This window comes from Bacillus sp. AY3-1 (genome assembly GCF_008368785.1).
GTDB classification, from domain to species: Bacteria; Bacillota; Bacilli; order Bacillales; family Bacillaceae_G; genus Bacillus_A; species Bacillus_A wiedmannii.
Genome location: NZ_QORZ01000017.1, coordinates 273714 through 294403, shown reverse-complemented (window position 1 = coordinate 294403; position 20690 = coordinate 273714). Strand labels below are relative to the sequence as shown.

At 37.2% G+C, this 20690-nt stretch carries 20 protein-coding genes; 18 read left to right on the top strand and 2 right to left on the bottom strand.

The window, feature by feature from the left end; all coding sequences use genetic code 11:
• Positions 1-2: 2 nt before the first annotated feature.
• The gene (locus DN389_RS17070; RefSeq protein WP_098189895.1) at positions 3-2324 is read left to right on the top strand and encodes a DNA internalization-related competence protein ComEC/Rec2; all 2322 of its coding nucleotides are present in this window, start codon (positions 3-5) and stop codon (positions 2322-2324) included.
• A 29-nt stretch (positions 2325-2353) separates the two neighbouring features.
• Here DN389_RS17070 and DN389_RS17065 read toward each other — a convergent pair whose 3' ends face one another.
• Positions 2354-2488, bottom strand: coding sequence for a YqzM family protein (locus DN389_RS17065; RefSeq protein ID WP_000997609.1), 135 nt, complete (start codon positions 2486-2488; stop codon positions 2354-2356).
• Between the two features lie 345 nt (positions 2489-2833).
• Between DN389_RS17065 and holA the strand changes: the two genes are divergently transcribed.
• On the top strand, positions 2834-3844 hold the full coding sequence (gene holA / locus DN389_RS17060) for a DNA polymerase III subunit delta (RefSeq protein ID WP_001279932.1): 1011 nt from the start codon (positions 2834-2836) through the stop codon (positions 3842-3844).
• An 81-nt stretch (positions 3845-3925) separates the two neighbouring features.
• On the opposite strand, the gene rpsT is transcribed toward holA, so the two are convergent.
• Entirely contained in the window at positions 3926-4183 is a 258-nt protein-coding gene (gene rpsT, locus DN389_RS17055) for a 30S ribosomal protein S20 (RefSeq protein ID WP_001274014.1), read from the bottom strand.
• Between the two features lie 181 nt (positions 4184-4364).
• Between rpsT and gpr the strand changes: the two genes are divergently transcribed.
• The 16 genes from gpr to yqfD all read left to right on the top strand — a co-directional run bounded on the left by gpr (position 4365) and on the right by yqfD (position 20690).
• Complete coding sequence (gpr, locus tag DN389_RS17050) at positions 4365-5468, top strand: GPR endopeptidase (RefSeq protein ID WP_000662625.1); 1104 nt, start codon at positions 4365-4367, stop codon at positions 5466-5468.
• Positions 5465-5830, top strand: a complete 366-nt coding sequence (locus tag DN389_RS17045) for a YqxA family protein (protein ID WP_002107663.1) — start codon at positions 5465-5467, stop codon at positions 5828-5830. The genes gpr and DN389_RS17045 overlap by 4 nt, the downstream gene beginning before the upstream one ends.
• 210 nt (positions 5831-6040) lie before the next feature.
• Complete coding sequence (gene lepA / locus DN389_RS17040) at positions 6041-7864, top strand: elongation factor 4 (RefSeq protein WP_001030960.1); 1824 nt, start codon at positions 6041-6043, stop codon at positions 7862-7864.
• Positions 7865-8024: 160 nt separating this feature from the next.
• Entirely contained in the window at positions 8025-8399 is a 375-nt protein-coding gene (locus DN389_RS17035) for a winged helix-turn-helix transcriptional regulator (RefSeq protein ID WP_001293536.1), read from the top strand.
• A 51-nt stretch (positions 8400-8450) separates the two neighbouring features.
• A complete protein-coding gene (hemW, locus tag DN389_RS17030; protein ID WP_000249446.1) occupies positions 8451-9590 on the top strand; it encodes a radical SAM family heme chaperone HemW in 1140 nt (379 codons plus the stop codon).
• A 133-nt stretch (positions 9591-9723) separates the two neighbouring features.
• Positions 9724-10740 carry a heat-inducible transcriptional repressor HrcA gene (gene hrcA / locus DN389_RS17025; RefSeq protein ID WP_000954947.1) on the top strand — a complete coding sequence of 339 codons (1017 nt, stop codon included), beginning with the start codon at positions 9724-9726 and terminating at the stop codon, positions 10738-10740.
• Positions 10741-10854: 114 nt separating this feature from the next.
• Positions 10855-11421 carry a nucleotide exchange factor GrpE gene (grpE, locus tag DN389_RS17020; protein ID WP_149237387.1) on the top strand — a complete coding sequence of 189 codons (567 nt, stop codon included), beginning with the start codon at positions 10855-10857 and terminating at the stop codon, positions 11419-11421.
• Positions 11422-11447: 26 nt separating this feature from the next.
• Positions 11448-13283: a chaperone protein DnaK gene (gene dnaK, locus DN389_RS17015; protein ID WP_000034697.1), complete on the top strand. Its 1836-nt coding sequence runs from the start codon at positions 11448-11450 to the stop codon at positions 13281-13283.
• A gap of 193 nt (positions 13284-13476) precedes the next feature.
• The gene (gene dnaJ, locus DN389_RS17010) at positions 13477-14592 is read left to right on the top strand and encodes a chaperone protein DnaJ (protein ID WP_000043954.1); all 1116 of its coding nucleotides are present in this window, start codon (positions 13477-13479) and stop codon (positions 14590-14592) included.
• Positions 14593-14620: 28 nt separating this feature from the next.
• Positions 14621-15559, top strand: a complete 939-nt coding sequence (prmA, locus tag DN389_RS17005) for a 50S ribosomal protein L11 methyltransferase (protein ID WP_000872122.1) — start codon at positions 14621-14623, stop codon at positions 15557-15559.
• Positions 15560-15704: 145 nt separating this feature from the next.
• Positions 15705-16454, top strand: a complete 750-nt coding sequence (locus tag DN389_RS17000) for a 16S rRNA (uracil(1498)-N(3))-methyltransferase (protein WP_001190150.1) — start codon at positions 15705-15707, stop codon at positions 16452-16454.
• 6 nt (positions 16455-16460) lie between these two features.
• Positions 16461-17813: a tRNA (N(6)-L-threonylcarbamoyladenosine(37)-C(2))-methylthiotransferase MtaB gene (gene mtaB / locus DN389_RS16995; protein ID WP_000108688.1), complete on the top strand. Its 1353-nt coding sequence runs from the start codon at positions 16461-16463 to the stop codon at positions 17811-17813.
• A 464-nt stretch (positions 17814-18277) separates the two neighbouring features.
• A complete protein-coding gene (gene rpsU, locus DN389_RS16990) occupies positions 18278-18451 on the top strand; it encodes a 30S ribosomal protein S21 (protein ID WP_000048061.1) in 174 nt (57 codons plus the stop codon).
• 15 nt (positions 18452-18466) lie between these two features.
• Complete coding sequence (locus tag DN389_RS16985; RefSeq protein ID WP_000054579.1) at positions 18467-18910, top strand: GatB/YqeY domain-containing protein; 444 nt, start codon at positions 18467-18469, stop codon at positions 18908-18910.
• A gap of 108 nt (positions 18911-19018) precedes the next feature.
• Positions 19019-19312 carry a sporulation protein YqfC gene (gene yqfC, locus DN389_RS16980; RefSeq protein WP_000732264.1) on the top strand — a complete coding sequence of 98 codons (294 nt, stop codon included), beginning with the start codon at positions 19019-19021 and terminating at the stop codon, positions 19310-19312.
• A gap of 178 nt (positions 19313-19490) precedes the next feature.
• Positions 19491-20690 (top strand): sporulation protein YqfD, encoded by a 1200-nt coding sequence (yqfD, locus tag DN389_RS16975; protein WP_149237386.1) that lies wholly within the window; start codon positions 19491-19493, stop codon positions 20688-20690.

The following is a 20690-nucleotide window of genomic DNA, read 5'->3' as shown; positions in this document are numbered from 1 at the left end:
AGTTGTATGGACAATGGGGTTATGTTGCAATCTCATTTATCATAGGGATTGCAATTGCCTTTTCCACTTCAGTTTTATTGCTGACTTGTTGTCTCGTTTTGTATGTTTTCTATTGTTTATACCGTACTTCGCGTAAAACCTTCTTTTTTTGTATGTTAGCGTGTTTTAGTGGCGCTATGTACACTACGTATATTCAAGGGCAAAACAAGCCTCTAGGAGAGTCTTACGAAGTTACAAGGGGGCTAATACAAAATACACCTCTTATTAACGGGGATCGCCTAACATTTCAAGTTGAAGATCAGAATAAAAATATAGTGCAGTTAAGTTACAAAATTAAATCGGCCTTGGAAAAGAAACAACTGCGACAATTACATGCAGGAGTATCATGTGTATTCGAAGGTGAGAGGAAAGAACCACCAATAGCTCGGAACTTTCATGGTTTTAATTATCGTGATTATTTGTATAGGCAAAATATTCATTTCATATTGGAGGCTATACATATTTCTGAATGCCAAAAAACATCGTTGTCACTCGTGCAATGGATTCTTCTTTTGAGACAGCAAGCAATCTCGGGCGTTACAGAAATGTTTCCGGAGCAATCAGGTGCTTTTATGAATGCATTAGTATTTGGTGATAGACAACAAATGACATTTGAAGTTGAAGAGCAATATCAGCAATTTGGTCTTGTACATTTGTTGGCGATTTCAGGATCGCATATCGTATTGTTAATGGTAATTGTGTATTTTATTTTGCTAAGAAGTGGTGTGACGAGGGAGATAGCGACAGTATGTCTTATCTTTTGCATTCCTCTATATATGATTTTAGCAGGAGCATCACCGTCTGTTATAAGAGCTTCTATAACAGGAGTTTTGATGTTGATTGCTTTCATATGTTCTATTCGTTTATCTAGCTTAGATGCTTTAAGCGTTACAGCTATATGTATGCTTATATTTGATCCGTATCTTGTTTTTAATATTGGCTTTCAGTTTTCGTTCGTTGGTAGTTTCGCCTTGCTTTTGTCAGCCCCGCTTTTACTAGATAGTAGCAATGGAGTAATCCGAAATTCCATTTATATTTCTTTTATCTCACAACTCGTTAGTACTCCGATTTTGTTATATCACTTCGGTTATTTTTCTCCATATAGTATTTTTCTTAATATCCTATACGTTCCGTTTTTATCTCTTATTGTATTGCCGTGTAGTATTATCGTTTTGGTATGTATACCGATCGTCCCGTTTCTTGCAAAAGGACTTGCGAATGTACTATCAATAGGTTTGAATCTTTCTAATGATTTTCTAAGTTATTGTGAAAATTTACCGTTTATCCGCCTTGTTTTCGGGCAAACACCTATACTTCTTGTAGCTCTATATTACGCGAGTATTGTTAGTATATTGATGGTTTGGGAAAGGCGGGTGTCGAAGAAAATTATGTTCGTAGCTTCGGGTATATTTTTTTTCGTTTGTACATGTCATTATGTATATCCGTATTTTCGAGAAAGTGGGAGTGTTACATTTCTTGATGTTGGACAGGGAGACGCAATTTTAATTCGCCTCCCGTACGATAAAGAGATTTACCTCATTGATACTGGTGGCACAATGCGTGCAAATAAGGAAGAATGGCAACGGAAAAAGCATGAATTTTCTGTTGGAAATGATATTTTAATCCCTTATTTACAAAAGGAAGGGATTAAAACAATTGATAAATTAATCGTAACGCATGGAGATGCGGATCATATAGGTGCTGCGCAAGAGTTATTATCAAATATAACCGTAAAAGAAGTTGTATTTGGCCGAAAAGAACAAGATGCGGTATTAGAAAAAGTATTAAAGAAACAGGCATTAGAAAAGGAAGTGAAAATAAGTGAAGTGGGGGAAGGAGCGAGTTGGAGCGTAAATGAAGCGGAATTTTTTGTGTTAGCTCCAACAGGAAAAGCAAGAAGTGAAAATAATGCTTCAATTGTAATATGGGCAAAATTAGGAGGGGCAACGTGGCTGTTTACAGGTGATTTAGAAGAAGAAGGAGAGAAATTTTTAATAGCTACGTATCTAGATTTACGGGCGGATGTTTTAAAGGTTGCTCATCATGGGAGTAATACGTCATCTATAGTGCCTTTTTTGAGCGCTGTACAGCCTGATGTAGCAATTATTTCTGTCGGTGAGCGTAATAGGTATGGGCATCCTCATAAGGAAGTGATAGAGCGTTTGGAGAAGATGGGGATTGAAATATGGCGTACGGATAAGCAAGGCGCTATTTCCTATGTTTTTAAAGTGGAACACGGAACCTTTCGTAGCAAAATCACATATGATGAAACACATAATAGATAAAAAAGAAGACTGCCAGTAAGCAGCAGTCTTTAAGAACCGATAAATTTAATAACAGTTGCAATGATGAAAAGTGTTGCGAAAAAACCAAATGAGACGATAAATCCTACCCCTGAATCAATAGCGTCATTGCGTTTACTTTGAACGTTCTGTTCAAAATCATTCATTTAGAATCCCTCCCCAACATTCCACTTTAGTATAAAATATTGTCAGAAAAAAATCTACAATTTCCATATGAAGAGAAATCGAGCGTTTTTACTACTTTAGATCGTTAAGGAACGTGAGTGTTTTGTTTCCAAGCATGTTAACAGTTGGCACTTATACTCGAATTTTTATTGTGAATAATAAAGGGAAGGTGATTACCGCACACCAATAAGAAACCCGGGGCTTATTGCGTGGCGTTTAATATAAATAAAGGAACGGGTCATAAAGCCTGTTCCTTTGTACTTGTAAAACGAAAGCTAGGGCAGTAGTATAAATATATATTGCCAAGTTAGGGAGTAGGAAAAAGTATGAGTGATATACATAAAAAGATTAAAAAGAAGCAGTTTGCTCCAGTGTATTTACTGTATGGAACGGAAGCGTTTTTTATAAATGAAACGATAAAGCTTATTACAACAGAAGCGCTTGAAGAGGAAGATCGCGAGTTTAATGTTGTGACATATGATTTAGAAGAAGCGTATTTAGAAGATGTGGTTGAGGATGCACGTACACTTCCTTTTTTCGGGGAACGTAAAGTGATATTAATAAAATCACCACTATTTTTAACTTCACAAAAAGAAAAATTAGAGCAAAATATAAAAATTTTAGAAGAATATATTGGAGAGCCTTCTCCATTTTCTATTCTTGTTTTTGTTGCGCCTTACGAAAAACTTGATGAACGAAAAAAAATTACAAAACTATTAAAGAAAACAGCGGACGTAGTAGAAGCGAATGCGATGCAAGTGCAGGATGTTCAGAAGTGGATTGTTGCTCGTGCAGATGAAGTGCATGTGCATATAGATAATGCAGCTGTTAGTTTGTTGTTAGAGCTTGTGGGAAGTAATGTAACGATGTTGGCGAAGGAAATGGACAAGTTAACGTTATACGTCGGTATGGGCGGAGAGATTACACCGAAACTTGTTGGGGAGCTTGTGCCAAAATCGGTTGAACAAAATGTGTTTGCTTTGACAGAAAAAGTGGTAAAAAAAGATATCGCGGGTGCGATGCAAATTTTGGATGGATTATTTACGCAGCAAGAGGAACCAATTAAACTGCTTGCGTTATTAGTAAGTCAATTCCGCTTGCTCTATCAAGTGAAAGAGTTACAGCAGCGTGGTTATGGACAAAATCAAATTGCGTCTCATATTGGTGTGCATCCATATCGTGTAAAGTTAGCGATGAATCAAACGAAGTTTTTCTCTTTTGAAGAATTAAAAAAAGTGATTATAGAATTAGCGGAAGCTGATTATAGTATGAAGACTGGAAAAATGGATAAGAAACTTGTGCTTGAGTTTTTCTTAATGCGGTTAAATCATATGTGATGAAACAAAAAGTTCACGTGCTTAGCACGTGAACTTTTTGTATATAAAAAAACGATCCAAATGGATCGTTTTTTAAACGCCTTACGCGTTTACTTGTTTCGCTAAGCGAGATTTTTGACGAGCTGCAGCGTTTTGGTGGATAAGACCTTTACGAGCTGCTTTGTCAAGTTTTTTAGAAGCAGTTTTGAAAGCTTCTTTAGCATTTTCAAGATCGTTATTAGTAACTAAAGCTTCTACAGTTTTAACAGCAGAACGCATGTCAGACTTGATAGAAGCGTTATGTGAACGACGCTCTTCGCTAAGTTTAGCGCGTTTGATAGCAGATTTGATGTTTGCCATACTTTTCACCTCCCTGGTGCAATCGAATGACTCGATTCTTAACATAGAACAAGTGATATTCTATCAAACGGTGAAGAGAATTGCAATAGTATATCAATGAAATTTCACGTAAAGGAAAGAATGACCTTATATAACTTTGGGAAATCTAACGATATTTACTATGAATTACGGAGGAGATACGATGAAAGAACCATTAGATTTAAGTAAATATAGTGTTAGAACGGACCTTGCTGTAGAGGCACATGAAATGCTGCAAGAGAGTCAAGAAGAGCAAAAAGGGATACAAGGAGTTATTGTCAAAGAGAGGGAAGAAGAAGGTATTACCATTACAAAAGTAACGATTGATGAAATTGCCTCTGAATCGATGGGTAAAAAACCTGGGAGTTATTTAACGCTTGAAGTACAAGGTATACGTCAACAAGATACGGAACTGCAACAAAAAGTAGAGCGCATTTTTGCAAAAGAATTTTCTTATTTCTTAGAAGAGGTTGGCGTTACGAAAGAAGCGAGTTGTTTAATTGTTGGCCTTGGGAATTGGAATGTAACGCCAGATGCGCTTGGACCAATCGTTGTAGAAAATGTATTGGTAACGAGACATTTGTTTCAATTGCAGCCTGAAAGTGTAGAAGAAGGGTTTAGGCCTGTTAGTGCAATTCGGCCGGGGGTAATGGGAATTACAGGAATCGAAACGAGCGATGTCATTTATGGAATCATTGAGAAGACGAAGCCAGACTTTGTCATTGCAATTGATGCATTAGCTGCCCGCTCTATTGAACGAGTAAATAGTACGATACAAATTTCTGATACGGGAATTCATCCTGGATCGGGTGTTGGGAATAAGCGTAAGGAACTTAGTAAAGAAACATTGGGTATTCCTGTTATCGCGATTGGTGTTCCGACTGTGGTTGATGCAGTTTCGATTACAAGCGATACAATTGATTTTATTTTGAAACATTTTGGACGGGAGATGAAAGAAGGAAACAAACCTTCCCGTTCTTTGTTGCCAGCCGGTTTTACATTTGGAGAAAAGAAAAAATTAACAGAAGAAGATATGCCGGATGAAAAGAGTCGGAATATGTTTTTAGGTGCTGTAGGTACACTGGAAGATGAAGAGAAGAGAAAATTAATTTATGAAGTGTTATCTCCTCTTGGTCATAATTTAATGGTGACTCCGAAAGAAGTGGATGCTTTCATAGAGGATATGGCGAATGTAATAGCGAGTGGTTTAAATGCAGCCTTGCATCATCAAATTGACCAAGATAATACAGGAGCATATACACATTGATGGGAAGAGACGATAATCGTTTAAGCCGTTTTTCGCTTTTATGTATATGTAGTGCGGCCTTATGTTTACTTATGATAATAGCAGGGGTGGCACTTGCTAATCATGGTTTGAAAAGTATGAAAGGTTATCAGCAAATGTCGTATGAACAAATCGCTCATATGACAGGAACAGAGGGTGCGGGTGCTGAATCAGAAATTTTGGGAAGTTCGTTTTCCGTTGCTGAAAAACAAAAACAATTAGAAAGCTTGAAAAGCTTTAATGTTGTAGAAGGAATTGGTATGGCAATAGCAAGTGCTACTTATGAAGTAACAAAGTTCGGAACGGATATAGTTGTTGGGAAAGTGAGAGAGATTTTTAGTTAAGGGTAGCAGGAAGAACGGTTGTCTTACCATTTTGTACGACAGCCGTTTTTAAATTTGAAAAAGGTTTGTCTCTTATGGTTTGTTCGCATAAGATATAAATAGAATGATTTGTATTGTAAGCAGCACGAGTTTTCATTGAATCTTTGCTGCTCTATTGATATAATCAGTGCTAGTGTATATTGGCGAGACTATTAGGAGTTGAGAACATAGATGAACAAAGAAGAAAGAGCAAAAAGACAGTCCAAAATCCGTAATTTCTCTATCATTGCTCATATTGACCACGGAAAATCAACGTTAGCAGACCGTATTTTAGAGAAAACAAACGCGTTAACACAACGTGAAATGAAAGCTCAATTGCTTGACTCTATGGATTTAGAGCGTGAGCGCGGTATTACAATTAAATTAAATGCAGTACAACTAACGTATAAAGCGAAAGACGGTGAAGAGTATATTCTTCACTTAATCGATACTCCAGGACACGTCGACTTTACGTACGAAGTATCTCGTAGTTTAGCGGCTTGTGAAGGTGCGATTCTTGTTGTGGATGCAGCACAAGGGATTGAGGCGCAAACATTAGCGAACGTATATTTAGCGCTTGATAATAACTTAGAAATATTACCAGTTATTAATAAGATTGACTTACCAAGTGCGGACCCAGAACGTGTACGTCAAGAGGTAGAAGATGTAATTGGTTTAGATGCATCGGAAGCTGTACTTGCTTCAGCGAAAGCTGGTATTGGTATTGAAGATATTTTAGAACAAATCGTTGAAAAGGTACCAGCTCCAACAGGGGATTCAGAAGAGCCTTTACAATGTATGATTTTCGATTCTTTATATGACCCGTACCGCGGTGTAATTGCATATATCCGTGTTGTAAATGGAACGGTAAAAGTTGGCGATAAAGTACGTATGATGGCAACTGGAAAAGAATTTGAAGTAACAGAAGTAGGTGTGTTTACACCGAAAACAACGCAACGTGACGAGTTAACAGTAGGTGATGTAGGTTTCTTAGCAGCATCTATTAAAAACGTAGGTGATACACGCGTAGGTGATACGATCACACATGCAAAACGTCCGGCTGCAGAGGCGTTAGCAGGTTATCGTAAATTAAACCCGATGGTATTCTGTGGTTTATATCCAATCGATTCTGCACGTTACAACGACTTACGTGATGCGTTAGAAAAATTAGAGTTAAACGATTCTGCTCTTGAGTTTGAACCAGAAACATCTCAAGCGCTAGGATTTGGTTTCCGTTGTGGTTTCTTAGGACTTCTTCACATGGAAATCATTCAAGAACGTATTGAACGTGAATTTAAAATCGATTTAATTACAACAGCACCAAGCGTTATTTATAAAGTTTATTTAACGAACGGTGAAGATGTTATTGTTGATAATCCATCTAATATGCCAGATCCACAGTCTATTGATCGTGTAGAAGAGCCGTTTGTGAAGGCTTCAATTATGGTTCCGAATGACTATGTTGGAGCTGTAATGGAAATTTGCCAAGGTAAACGTGGAACGTTTATTGATATGCAATATTTAGATGAAACACGTGTTACACTAACATACGAAATCCCGTTATCAGAAATCGTATATGACTTCTTCGATCAGTTGAAATCAAATACGAAAGGATATGCATCGTTTGACTACGAGTTAATTGGTTACAAACCATCGAAACTTGTGAAAATGGATATTCTTTTAAATAACGAACAAGTCGATGCTCTATCATTTATCGTACACCGTGATTCAGCGTATGATCGTGGTAAAGTAATCGTAGAGAAATTAAAAGAATTAATTCCAAGACAACAGTTCGAAGTACCAATTCAGGCGACTATCGGAAACAAGGTTGTAGCACGTTCTACAATTAAGGCAATGCGTAAAAACGTACTTGCGAAATGTTACGGTGGTGACATTTCTCGTAAACGTAAACTTCTTGATAAGCAAAAAGAAGGTAAAAAACGTATGAAGTCTGTTGGTTCTGTAGAAGTACCGCAAGAAGCATTCATGGCTGTACTGAAAATGGATGACAACTAATAATTGATTGTTATTTCATGCGGATTGAGATAAAAAAAGAAGTCGTTTATACGGCTTCTTTTTTATGTATAATTACTTTTTAGACAACGTAGCTTCTCTCATTTACAATAGTGAGGTGGCTATATTTATGAATGATTGATATAGAGTTAGGAGACTATTAATGTCCGAAAATATTCGAAAAGATATTCACGAAAAAATACAAAATGGCAATTTTAATTGTGAAAAGGAATTGACGCTTTCTATTATTAGCGGGAAGTGGAAAGTTGTGATACTGTGGCATCTTGGTGTGGAAGGGCCTCATCGTTTTAGTGAATTACAACGATTATTCCCAAGCATTTCTCATAAAGTTTTGTCGAACCAATTAAAAGAGTTAATGGAAGATGGGATTGTTGACCGAACAGTATACCCAGAAATTCCTCCGCGAGTAGAGTATTATATGACGGAATTAGGCATGTCGCTTTTACCGATCGTTGAAATGATGTATGATTGGGGAAAAATGCGAATGGAACAAATTCGTAATACGTTAGAGAAGTGAAGATTCCTCCGGAGTGCGGAGGTTTTCTTTTTAGAAAGGTAGGAGTTATATTTGGTTCAAGCTGCATATATTCATATTCCATTTTGTCAGCATATTTGTCACTATTGTGATTTTAATAAAGTGTTTATTGAACGCCAACCGGTCGATCAATATTTAGAGTATTTAGAGAAAGAAATAATAAATACAGTTCAAAAAGTACCGTTTGATAGTATGAAAACGATTTTTGTTGGTGGAGGAACTCCGACAGCGTTAAATATGGAACAGACAAAAAAGTTACTAGATATTATAAACCGTCGCTTACGTCCATTTGCTCCAAATTGTGAATTAACATTTGAAGCGAATCCAGGTGATTTACCGAAAGAGAAGTTAAATGTATTGCTAGAAGGTGGAGTGAACCGAATTAGTTTTGGTGTGCAAACATTTCGGGATGAGTTGCTTGAGAAAATTGGGCGTAAGCATACGAGGGAAGATGCATTTGTAGCAATTAGAGAAGCGCAGGAAGTGGGCTTTAAAAATATAAATGTAGATATTATTTATGCTCTGCCAGGGCAGACGATAGAAGATGTAAAAGAAACATTAGACATTGCTTTTACGCTTGGTGTACAACATTTCTCAGCATATTCATTAATTGTGGAACCGAAAACTGTGTTTTATAACTTAATGAATAAAGGGAAATTAAGACTTCCAGGTGAAGATCATGAAGCGAAAATGTATGAAATGGTAATGGATGAAATGGAGAAACACGGCTATAGCCAGTATGAAATTAGCAATTTCTCAAAAGGTGATAATGAAAGTAGACACAATCTCACATACTGGAATAATGAGGAGTATTATGGATTTGGAGCTGGAGCGCATAGTTATGTAAATGGAGAACGTATCCAAAATGTAGGGCCGCTCAAGCAATATTTCAATAAAATCGATGAAACTGGATTTCCATATTTAGATGTTCACGCGGTGACGGAGAAAGAAAGAATGGAAGAAGAGTTGTTCTTAGGACTTCGAAAAACACAAGGTGTATCTAAAATATTGTTTCAAAAGAAATTTAATATGGAGATGAATCAAGTTTTCGCGAAGCAGTTGCAAAAAAATCAAGAACAAGGATTGCTTGAAGAGAAAGATGGATATGTTCGTTTAACGCGAAAAGGAAAATTATTAGGGAATGAAGTATTCCAATCATTTTTGATTGACTAATTAAATGTTCCATAAACGTGAAAAAGTTTCATTATTTCGTGACGTTTCCGTTGACAATTGAATGTCAATTTTGGTAAGTTATTAATAGATTTAGCACTCGAAGACAAAGAGTGCTAACAGAGGTGATGATGAGATGCTTACGGAACGTCAGCTCTTAATTTTACAAACAATTATTGATGACTTTATTGGATCAGCGCAACCTGTTGGGTCGAGGACGTTGGCTAAGAAAGATGAAATTACGTTTAGTTCAGCTACTATTCGAAATGAAATGGCTGATTTAGAGGAACTAGGATTTATTGAGAAAACGCATAGTTCTTCAGGACGTGTTCCTTCTGAAAAAGGATATCGTTTTTATGTAGACCATCTTTTAGCGCCGCAAAACTTACCGAACGATGAAATTGTACAAATTAAAGATTTATTTGCTGAAAGAATTTTTGAAGCGGAAAAGATTGCACAGCAATCTGCTCAAATTTTATCAGAGCTTACGAATTATACGGCCATTGTTCTTGGACCGAAGTTAAGCACAAATAAACTTAAAAACGTACAAATTGTACCGCTTGATCGTCAAACTGCAGTCGCTATTATTGTAACTGATACAGGGCATGTACAAAGCAAAACGATTACCGTTCCGGAATCTGTTGATTTATCAGATTTAGAAAAAATGGTTAATATTTTAAATGAAAAGCTGTCGGGTGTACCAATGGCAGAACTGCATAACAAAATCTTTAAAGAGATTGTTACAGTTTTACGTGGATATGTTCATAATTACGATAGTGCAATAAAAATGTTAGATGGTACATTTCAAGTTCCTTTATCGGAAAAGATATACTTTGGAGGCAAAGCAAATATGCTTTCGCAACCAGAGTTCCATGACATTCACAAAGTAAGATCCTTGCTGACGATGATTGATAATGAAGCCGAGTTTTATGACATTTTGCGTCATAAACAAGTAGGTATTCAAGTGAACATTGGTAGGGAAAACTCTGCGACGGCCATGGAAGATTGCAGTTTAATTTCTGCAACATATTCGATTGGAGAAGAACAGCTTGGAACAATTGCTATTTTAGGTCCGACAAGAATGCAATACTCTCGGGTAATTAGTTTGTTACAGTTATTTACGAGACAATTTACTGATGGACTTAAAAAGTAAATGAGAGTAATACATTCACTCAAGTAATGAAATTTTCATTGCTGTGTGTAATATATAATGCTTAAGGAATTGTGTTCAGCATAATACCTAATACCTTTTAAGGAGGTGAATATTGTGGAAGAGCGTAACGAACAAGTGGTAGAAGAAGTAAAAGAAGCGCAAGTTGAAGAAGCTGTCACGACAGAAAACAGTGAAAAAACTGTAGAAGAAAAAAGTGAGGCTGCTCTTTTACAAGAAAAAGTAGATGAGTTACAAGCGAAGCTAATGGAAACGGAAAGTCGCACATTACGTCTACAAGCTGATTTTGAAAATTATAAGCGTCGTGTCCAAATGGATAAACAGGCTGCTGAAAAATATAGAGCACAAAGTCTAGTTTCAGATATTTTGCCAGCTCTTGATAATTTTGAAAGAGCGATGCAAGTGGAAGCAACTGATGAGCAAACGAAATCCTTGTTACAAGGTATGGAAATGGTGCATCGTCAATTGCTAGAAGCGTTGACTAAAGAAGGCGTTGAAGCGATTGAAGCTGTTGGTAAACAGTTTGATCCTAATGAACACCAAGCTATTATGCAAGTGGAAGATAGTGAATTTGAATCAAACGCGGTAGTTGAAGAATTCCAAAAAGGTTATAAACTAAAAGACCGTGTGATTCGCCCATCAATGGTAAAAGTAAATCAATAATTTACATAAAAGTAGGAGGATTCGCCATGAGTAAAATTATCGGTATTGACTTAGGTACAACAAACTCTTGTGTAGCTGTTATGGAAGGTGGAGAACCAAAGGTTATCCCAAATCCAGAAGGAAACCGTACAACACCTTCTGTTGTAGCTTTCAAAAATGAAGAGCGTCAAGTTGGGGAAGTTGCAAAGCGTCAAGCAATTACAAACCCAAATACAATCATGTCTGTTAAACGTCATATGGGTACAGACTACAAAGTAGAAGTTGAAGGTAAAGATTATACACCTCAAGAAATTTCTGCAATCATTTTACAAAACTTAAAAGCTTCTGCTGAAGCATACTTAGGTGAAACAGTAACGAAAGCTGTTATTACAGTACCTGCATACTTCAACGATGCAGAACGTCAAGCAACAAAAGATGCTGGTCGTATCGCTGGTTTAGAAGTTGAGCGTATCATTAACGAACCAACAGCAGCAGCGCTTGCTTACGGTTTAGAAAAACAAGATGAAGAGCAAAAAATCTTAGTATATGACTTAGGTGGCGGTACATTTGACGTATCTATCCTTGAGTTAGCAGATGGAACATTCGAAGTTATTTCAACTGCTGGTGACAACCGTCTTGGTGGAGATGACTTTGACCAAGTTATTATTGACCACTTAGTAGCTGAGTTCAAAAAAGAAAATAACATTGATTTAAGCCAAGATAAAATGGCACTTCAACGTTTGAAAGATGCAGCTGAAAAAGCGAAAAAAGATCTTTCTGGCGTAACACAAACACAAATCTCATTACCATTCATTAGTGCTGGAGCTGCTGGTCCATTACACTTAGAATTAACGTTAACAAGAGCGAAATTTGAAGAGATTTCAGCAGGTCTTGTTGAAAGAACGTTAGAGCCAACTCGTCGTGCATTAAAAGACGCTGGTTTTGCTCCAAGTGAATTAGATAAAGTTATCCTTGTTGGTGGATCTACTCGTATCCCAGCTGTACAAGAAGCTATTAAACGTGAAACTGGTAAAGAACCATATAAAGGTGTAAACCCTGATGAAGTTGTAGCATTAGGTGCTGCAGTTCAAGGTGGCGTACTTACTGGTGATGTAGAAGGCGTACTATTATTAGACGTAACTCCACTTTCTTTAGGTATTGAAACTATGGGTGGTGTGTTCACGAAATTAATCGAGCGTAACACTACAATTCCAACAAGTAAGTCACAAGTATTCTCAACAGCTGCTGATAACCAACCGGCAGTAGATATTCACGTATTACAAGGTGAGCGTCCAATGTCAGCTGACAACAAAACATTAGGTCGTTTCCAATTAACAGACCTTCCACCAGCACCACGTGGTATTCCACAAATCGAAGTAACATTCGATATTGATGCGAACGGTATCGTTAACGTACGTGCAAAAGACTTAGGAACAAGCAAAGAGCAAACTATCACAATCCAATCTTCTTCAGGTCTTTCTGATGAAGAAGTAGATCGTATGGTACAAGAAGCAGAAGCAAATGCTGACGCTGACCAAAAACGTAAGGAAGAAGTTGAACTTCGTAACGAAGCTGACCAACTTGTATTCCAAACAGATAAAGTTGTAAAAGATTTAGAAGGTAAAGTGGATGCGGCTGAAGTTGCAAAAGCAACAGAAGCGAAAGAAGCATTACAAGCTGCGATCGAGAAGAACGAGCTTGAGGAAATCCGTGCGAAAAAAGACGCTTTACAAGAAATCGTACAACAATTAACTGTTAAATTATACGAGCAAGCTCAAGCAGCTGCAGGGCAAGCAGAAGGTGCACAAGGAGCACAAGATGCTGGCGCGAAGAAAGACAATGTAGTAGACGCTGAGTTCGAAGAAGTAAAAGAAGATAAGTAATATAAATAAGTAAGATGACAAAAAGTCAAAGTCAAGCGTGCCTTGACTTTGGCTTTTTTCACGAATGAAAAGAAAAGTGTGAGGTTCTTAAGTTTTTTACTTTGCATACTGTAAGTGAGGAAACTTTGTTGCAAAGCACTTTCTTTCGGTGTTAAAATTACGTTTATGTGAAAGATTCGGGGGTTGTAAATTTATGAGTAAACGAGACTATTATGAGGTCCTTGGACTTAGCCAGGGTGCTTCAAAAGATGAAATAAAAAAAGCGTATCGTCGTTTGGCTAAAAAATACCATCCAGACGTAAGTAAAGAAGAAAATGCAATTGAAAAGTTTAAAGAAGTACAAGAAGCATACGAAGTATTAAGCGACGATCAAAAGCGCGCGCAATATGATCAATTTGGTCATGCTGGTGCAAATCAAGGTTTCGGTGGCTTTGGCGGCGGAGGAGACTTCGGCGGTGGCTTCGGTTTCGAAGATATCTTTAGTTCGTTCTTTGGCGGCGGTGGCGGTAGACGTCGTGATCCAAATGCTCCGCGTCAAGGTGCTGACTTACAATATCAAGTTACTTTAGAGTTTGAGGAAGCTATTTTTGGTAAAGAATTAAATGTTGAGATTCCAGTAGAAGATCCATGTGATACTTGTAAAGGTAGCGGAGCGAAACCAGGAACTTCAAAAGAAACATGTAAACATTGTTCAGGATCAGGGCAAGTAAGTGTAGAACAAAATACACCATTTGGTCGTATCGTAAACCGTCAAGCTTGTGGTCATTGTTCAGGAACTGGTCAAATGATTAAAGAAAAATGTACGACATGTCACGGTTCTGGTAAAGTACGTAAACGTAAAAAAATCAATGTTAAAATTCCAGCAGGTATTGATAATGGTCAACAAATTCGTGTATCTGGAAAAGGTGAAGCGGGCGTAAATGGCGGACCGGCAGGAGATTTATATGTTGTTGTTCATGTGAGAAATCATGAATTCTTTGAGCGTGAAGGAGATCACATTATTTGTGAAATGCCATTAACATTTGCGCAAATGGCACTTGGTGCTGAAGTGGAAGTTCCTACTGTTCATGGGAAAGTGAAGCTGAAAATTCCAGCAGGAACACAAACAGGAACAGAATTCCGCTTAAAAGGAAAAGGTGCTCCGAACGTACGTGGATACGGTCAAGGAGATCAATATGTAGTCGTTCGTGTTGTTGTACCGACGAAATTAACTTCACATCAAAAAGAGTTATTACGTGAATTTGCGGGACAAGAAGAGCAGGATGATAGTTTATTTGGAAAGCTTAAACGTGCTTTCAAAGGGGAATAATGGAAATGAAAAATGGAGTTGGTAAATTGTGAAATGGTCAGAAGTTAGTATTCATACAACAGAAGAAGCAGTAGAAGCTGTCTCTCATATTTTACATGAAGCTGGTGCTAGTGGAGTTGCGATTGAGGATCCAGCGGAGTTGACGAAAGAGCGCGAGCAACAATATGGTGAAATTTATGCATTGAACCCAGATGAATATCCGGCGGAAGGTGTATTAATAAAAGCATATTTCCCACAAACGGATTCTTTACAGGAAACGATTGCGGGTGTAAAATCATCTATTGATATGCTTCCATCTTACGACATCGAAATTGGTACTGGAAATATTACCGTTAACGAAGTCAATGAAGAAGATTGGGCTACTGCTTGGAAAAAATATTACCATCCAGTACAAATTTCTGATACATTCACAATTGTGCCGACGTGGGAAGAATATACACCAGCTTCTCCGGAAGAAAAAATTATTGAATTAGATCCAGGTATGGCGTTTGGAACAGGAACTCATCCGACAACAACGATGTGTATTCGTGCTTTAGAAAAAACAGTTCAGCCAGGTGATACTGTCATTGATGTAGGAACAGGTTCTGGTGTACTTAGTATTGCAGCGGCAAAATTAGGTGCGTCTTCTGTTCAAGCGTATGATTTAGATCCGGTTGCAGTGGAAAGTGCAGAAATGAATGTACGTTTAAATAAAACAGATGATATCGTGTCTGTTGGGCAAAATAGTCTTTTAGAAGGTATTGAAGGTCCTGTTGATTTAATCGTAGCTAACTTATTAGCAGAAATTATTCTTTTATTCCCTGAGGATGCAGCAAGAGTTGTGAAGTCGGGCGGATTATTTATTACATCGGGCATTATTGCAGCGAAGGAAAAGATAATTTCTGAAGCGCTAGAAAAAGCTGGATTTACAATTGAAGAAGTATTACGAATGGAAGATTGGGTAGCAATTATTGCACGAAATGCGTAATATAGATTTTAGTTTATAATGAAAAGGGGAGTCTCTCACTATAAGGTGAGGGACTTGCCGTTTGTTATATGAAAAAATGATAACGTTTCGTTCTTTTCGTAAGTGTTGACTTACGAAAGGAACGAAACTCTACTAAGGTGATTATATGCAACGTTATTTTGTAGAAGAGAAATATGTAAATGAGACAAGTATTCGCATTGTAGGTGATGACGTACATCATATCGCAAGAGTGATGCGTATGTCAGCTGGTGATCACATTTATTGCTGTGTAAACGGAAAAACAGCAATATGTTCAATTGATGAAATTACCAGTGAATTTATTAATACGGCTATTGTAGAATGGGTAGAGGCGTCAAGTGAACTTCCTGTTTTCGTGACGATTGCAAGTGGACTGCCAAAAGGAGACAAGCTAGAGTTAATTTTCCAAAAAGGAACTGAGCTTGGGGCGGCCGCATTTTTACCATTTCAAGCATCTCGCTCTATTGTAAAATGGGATGCGAAAAAAGCTGATAAAAAAGTTGAGCGTTTAAGAAAAATTGTGAAAGAAGCTGCGGAACAATCGCATAGAAGCGAAATTCCAGAAGTGCATGCTCCGGCATCATTTAAGCAATTGCTTTCAATGAGTAATGAGTATGATGTATGTCTTGTTGCGTACGAAGAGGAAGCAAAACAAGGTGAGAAATCCAATTTTGCTAAAGCTTTAACGACGATGAAACCAGGCCAAAAACTATTGATTGTATTTGGACCAGAAGGTGGTTTAGCGGAGGAAGAGATTACTACGCTTCGTGAACATAAATTTGTACCATGTAGTTTAGGACCAAGAATTTTAAGAACAGAAACGGCGCCGTTATACGCGTTAAGTGCTGCTTCGTATCATTTTGAATTGATGGGGTGATGATCAATGTCAACTGTTGCGTTCCATACGTTAGGTTGTAAAGTAAACCACTATGAAACAGAGGCCATTTGGCAATTGTTTAAACAAGGTGGATATGAAAGAACTGAATATGAAAAGAAAGCTGATGTATATGTTATTAATACGTGTACAGTAACGAATACGGGAGATAAGAAAAGCCGTCAAGTTATTAGACGTGCTGTTCGTCAAAATCCGGATGCGGTTATTTGTGTAACGGGATGTTATGCACAAACATCTCCAGCGGAAATTATGGCGATTCCAGGCGTAGATATTGTAGTTGGTACACAGGATCGTGAAAAGATGTTAGGATACATCGAAGAATTCCGCAAAGAGCGTCAACCAATTAATGCTGTCCGCAACATTATGAAAACACGTGTATACGAAGAACTGGATGTACCTTATTTCACGGATCGTACACGTGCATCTTTAAAAATACAAGAAGGTTGTAATAATTTCTGTACATTCTGTATCATTCCTTGGGCACGTGGTTTAATGCGTTCTCGTGATGGAAAAGAAGTTATTAAACAAGCGCAGCAATTAGTAGATGCAGGTTATAAAGAAATCGTATTAACAGGTATTCATACAGGTGGGTACGGTGAAGATATTAAAGATTATAACTTAGCTGGATTACTTCGTGATATGGAAGCGGAAGTAGGCGGATTAAAACGTCTACGTATTTCTTCTATTGAAGCGAGTCAGATTTCAGATGAAGTAATTGAAGTGTTAGATAAGTCTGAAGTAGTTGTACGTCACTTGCACATTCCATTGCAATCTGGATCTAATACTGTATTAAAGCGTATGCGTCGTAAGTATACGATGGAATTTTTCCAAGAGCGTTTAGATCGATTGAAAGAAGCGTTACCAGGCCTTGCGATTACATCGGATGTAATTGTTGGTTTCCCAGGTGAAACAGAAGAAGAATTCATGGAAACATACAATTTCATTAAAGAGAATCGCTTCTCTGAGTTACACGTATTCCCTTACTCAAAGCGTACAGGAACACCTGCAGCGCGTATGGAAGATCAAGTTCCTGAAGATGTGAAGAATGATCGTGTTCATCGTTTAATTGAACTATCTAACCAATTAGCGAAAGAGTATGCATCACAGTTTGAAGGGGAAGTGCTTGAAATCATTCCGGAAGAGCAATTTAAAGAGGGCGACCGTAAAGGGTTATATGTAGGCTATACGGATAACTACTTAAAAATTGTATTTGAAGGATCAGAAGAGTTAATTGGTAAGCTAGTGAAAGTGAAAATTACGAAAGCTGGTTATCCATATAACGAAGCGCAATTTGTTCGTGTTCTTGAAGATGATGTAAAAAAAGAATCAGCAAGCGCATAAAATGAAACTTTAATGAGTGGGGTTTTTGTTCCTTCCCACTAATTATCAGACGGATTCCTACCTAAGTTCTTTGCTTTTGCTGAATTTTGAGGTGGGGGTCTTACTGCCCGGCAAATAGCGGGATAAAAAAAGCATGCAAACGGAAACGATTTGCATGCTTTCTTTTTTTCGTGGAGAAGTTAAGTACTGAAAAGACAGGTACGTCGAATGAGTAGTTGTTTCGTACATTCCTGCATTAAAAAAGATGTAATGATAAAAATATAGTTGTTTTCAGGGGAAAAGGATAATAGCTATCTACATAGCTTTTGAACAGGAAAGGGCATCTATTCTTCTTTTATTCTGCCAAATAGTTGACCGGAAGTGATAAAATGTATTATAATCGTAAAAGACATGCTGAAGAAGGGTTTCTTTTTGCATGCTGAAATTAGTATGTAAGTGTGATGTTTCGGAGGGAGGGAAAGAGAATGTCAAAAACAGTCGTTCGTAAAAACGAGTCTTTGGAGGATGCACTTCGCCGTTTTAAAAGATCGGTTTCTAAAACTGGTACACTTGCTGAAGCAAGAAAGCGCGAGTTTTATGAAAAACCAAGTGTAAAACGTAAGAAGAAATCTGAAGCGGCAAGAAAGCGTAAATTCTAAGAGAGGGTGTAAGTGATGAGTCTTCTCGGTCGTTTAAACGATGATATGAAACAAGCGATGAAGAATAAACAAAAAGAAAAATTAACCGTTATTCGTATGGTTAAGGCTGCTTTACAAAATGAAGGTATTAAACTGCAACATACTCTTACTGAAGAAGAGGAATTAACAGTTTTAGCTCGTGAAGTAAAACAGTATAAGGACTCCCTCCTTGAATTTAAAAAAGCTGGTCGTGAAGACCTTGTTAATAAACTGCAAAGTGAAATTCAGATTTTAAGCGCATATTTGCCGGAGCAATTAACAGAAGAAGAACTAGCGAATGTAATTAAGCAAGTTATTTCTGAAGTTGGTGCAACTTCTAAAGCAGATATGGGTAAGGTGATGACTGCTGTTATGCCGAAAGTAAAAGGTAAAACAGACGGATCACTTGTGAATAAGTTGGTTATCCAGCTATTAGCATAAAAAAACGTCTCATTTCGTATGAGACGTTTTTTTATGCTTTTTTTCAGTTTGGACGTGATATTACAAGCTCTTTTTTCATACATATGGGATGAGAGGGGGTCTTTTGAGATGAAAAAATTAGAACAAATGAAGAATTGGTTAACAAAGCAAATAGACCTGCCAGTGGATGTGCTAATGGATCTACCTCGGATCACGCTTGTTGGGCAAGTGCATATCTATATAGAAAATCATCGGGGTTTATTAGTGTTTTCAGATAAAGAAGTAAGATTGTTATTAAAGCACGGTCAATTATTAATTAAAGGGCAATCCTTTATTATTAAAACAATCCTTCCAGAAGAACTTTTGCTTGAAGGAATAATTGAGCAAGTGACATTTTTAGAAAACGAAAAAAAAGAGGAGTGAGGGAAACTTCCATATGTGAAGTTTTTCTTCGTTATTTTCGTGATTCGACCTTACTATTCAGTTTATCTCGCTATTTATGGGTGGTAGAACTCTTTATTTCATTTTCGTACGAGCTATTTTGCTAATTAAAGTGAAAAAAGTAGTGTGTATACTTTTGGAAAGGTAGTGGAGATAGTAGATGAAAAATAAATGGTTTATAAAGTGGCTTGGATATGTAAAAGTACGAATTGAAGGTAGAGGTGCAGAACGGTTCGTTAACGAATGTGTACGTAGAAAATTATTAGTTTGGGATGTTAAGAAAATTGCTGATGAAACGTTAGTTTTTTGTATGTTATTACGAGATGTGAAGAAAATAAAACCAATTTATAGAAAAAATGAATGTAAACTATATTTTATTGGGCGTTACGGTTTTCCTTTTTTGAATAAGCGTTTAATTAAAAATAGTGGATTCTTAATTGGTTTTTTAATTTTCTTTTTTGGCATGATTGCATTATCCAATATGGTTTGGAAAATTGAAATTACAGGAGCGAAACCTGAAACAGAATATATATTGATGAAAGAATTGGACAAAATGGGTATTAAAAAAGGAAAATTACAATTCCAAATGCCTAATGTAGAAGATGTACAACGTCATTTGACAGACAATATTAATGCGATTACTTGGGCGGGATTAGAAATAAGAGGAACGACGTACCATTTTAAAATTGTTGAAAAAAACGAGCCGAAAAAAGAAAAGGAACAAAGACCGCAAAATTTAGTTGCAAAAAAAGAAGCGATTGTGACAAAAACATTTGTTGAAGTAGGAAAACCAGTTGTCTTGAAAAATGACCATGTCGAAAAAGGACAGCTTCTCGTATCAGGGATATACGGTAATGAGGAGAGTCCGACGATTGTTTCGGCGAAAGGTATTGTATATGGAGAAACGTGGTACACATCTGAGGTGAGTGTACCACTAAAGACGCAATTTCAAGTATATACTGGCAATGCGTATAATGAGCATTACCTTACATTTGGGAGTGCGAAAATAAAAATATGGGGATTTCAACATGATAAGTATAAACGCTCTCGTACTGAAAGTGTAAAACACGATGTGAAACTATTTGGTTTTACACTGCCGATCGCGTATGAAAAAGATATTGTACGAGAAGAGGAAGAAGTGAATCGGGAATATACAGAAAAACAGGCAATGAAAGTAGCGAAAGAGATGGCTGAAAAAGAACTAAAGAAAAAATTGGATGAACATGCTATGATTGTAAGTGATAAGATTTTGAGTAAAGAGGTTGAGGCGGATCAACTAAAAGTCACATTGCATTATACTGTGATCGAAAATATTGCAGAGCCACAACCAATATCCGAATCCGATATTCAAGGAGACTGA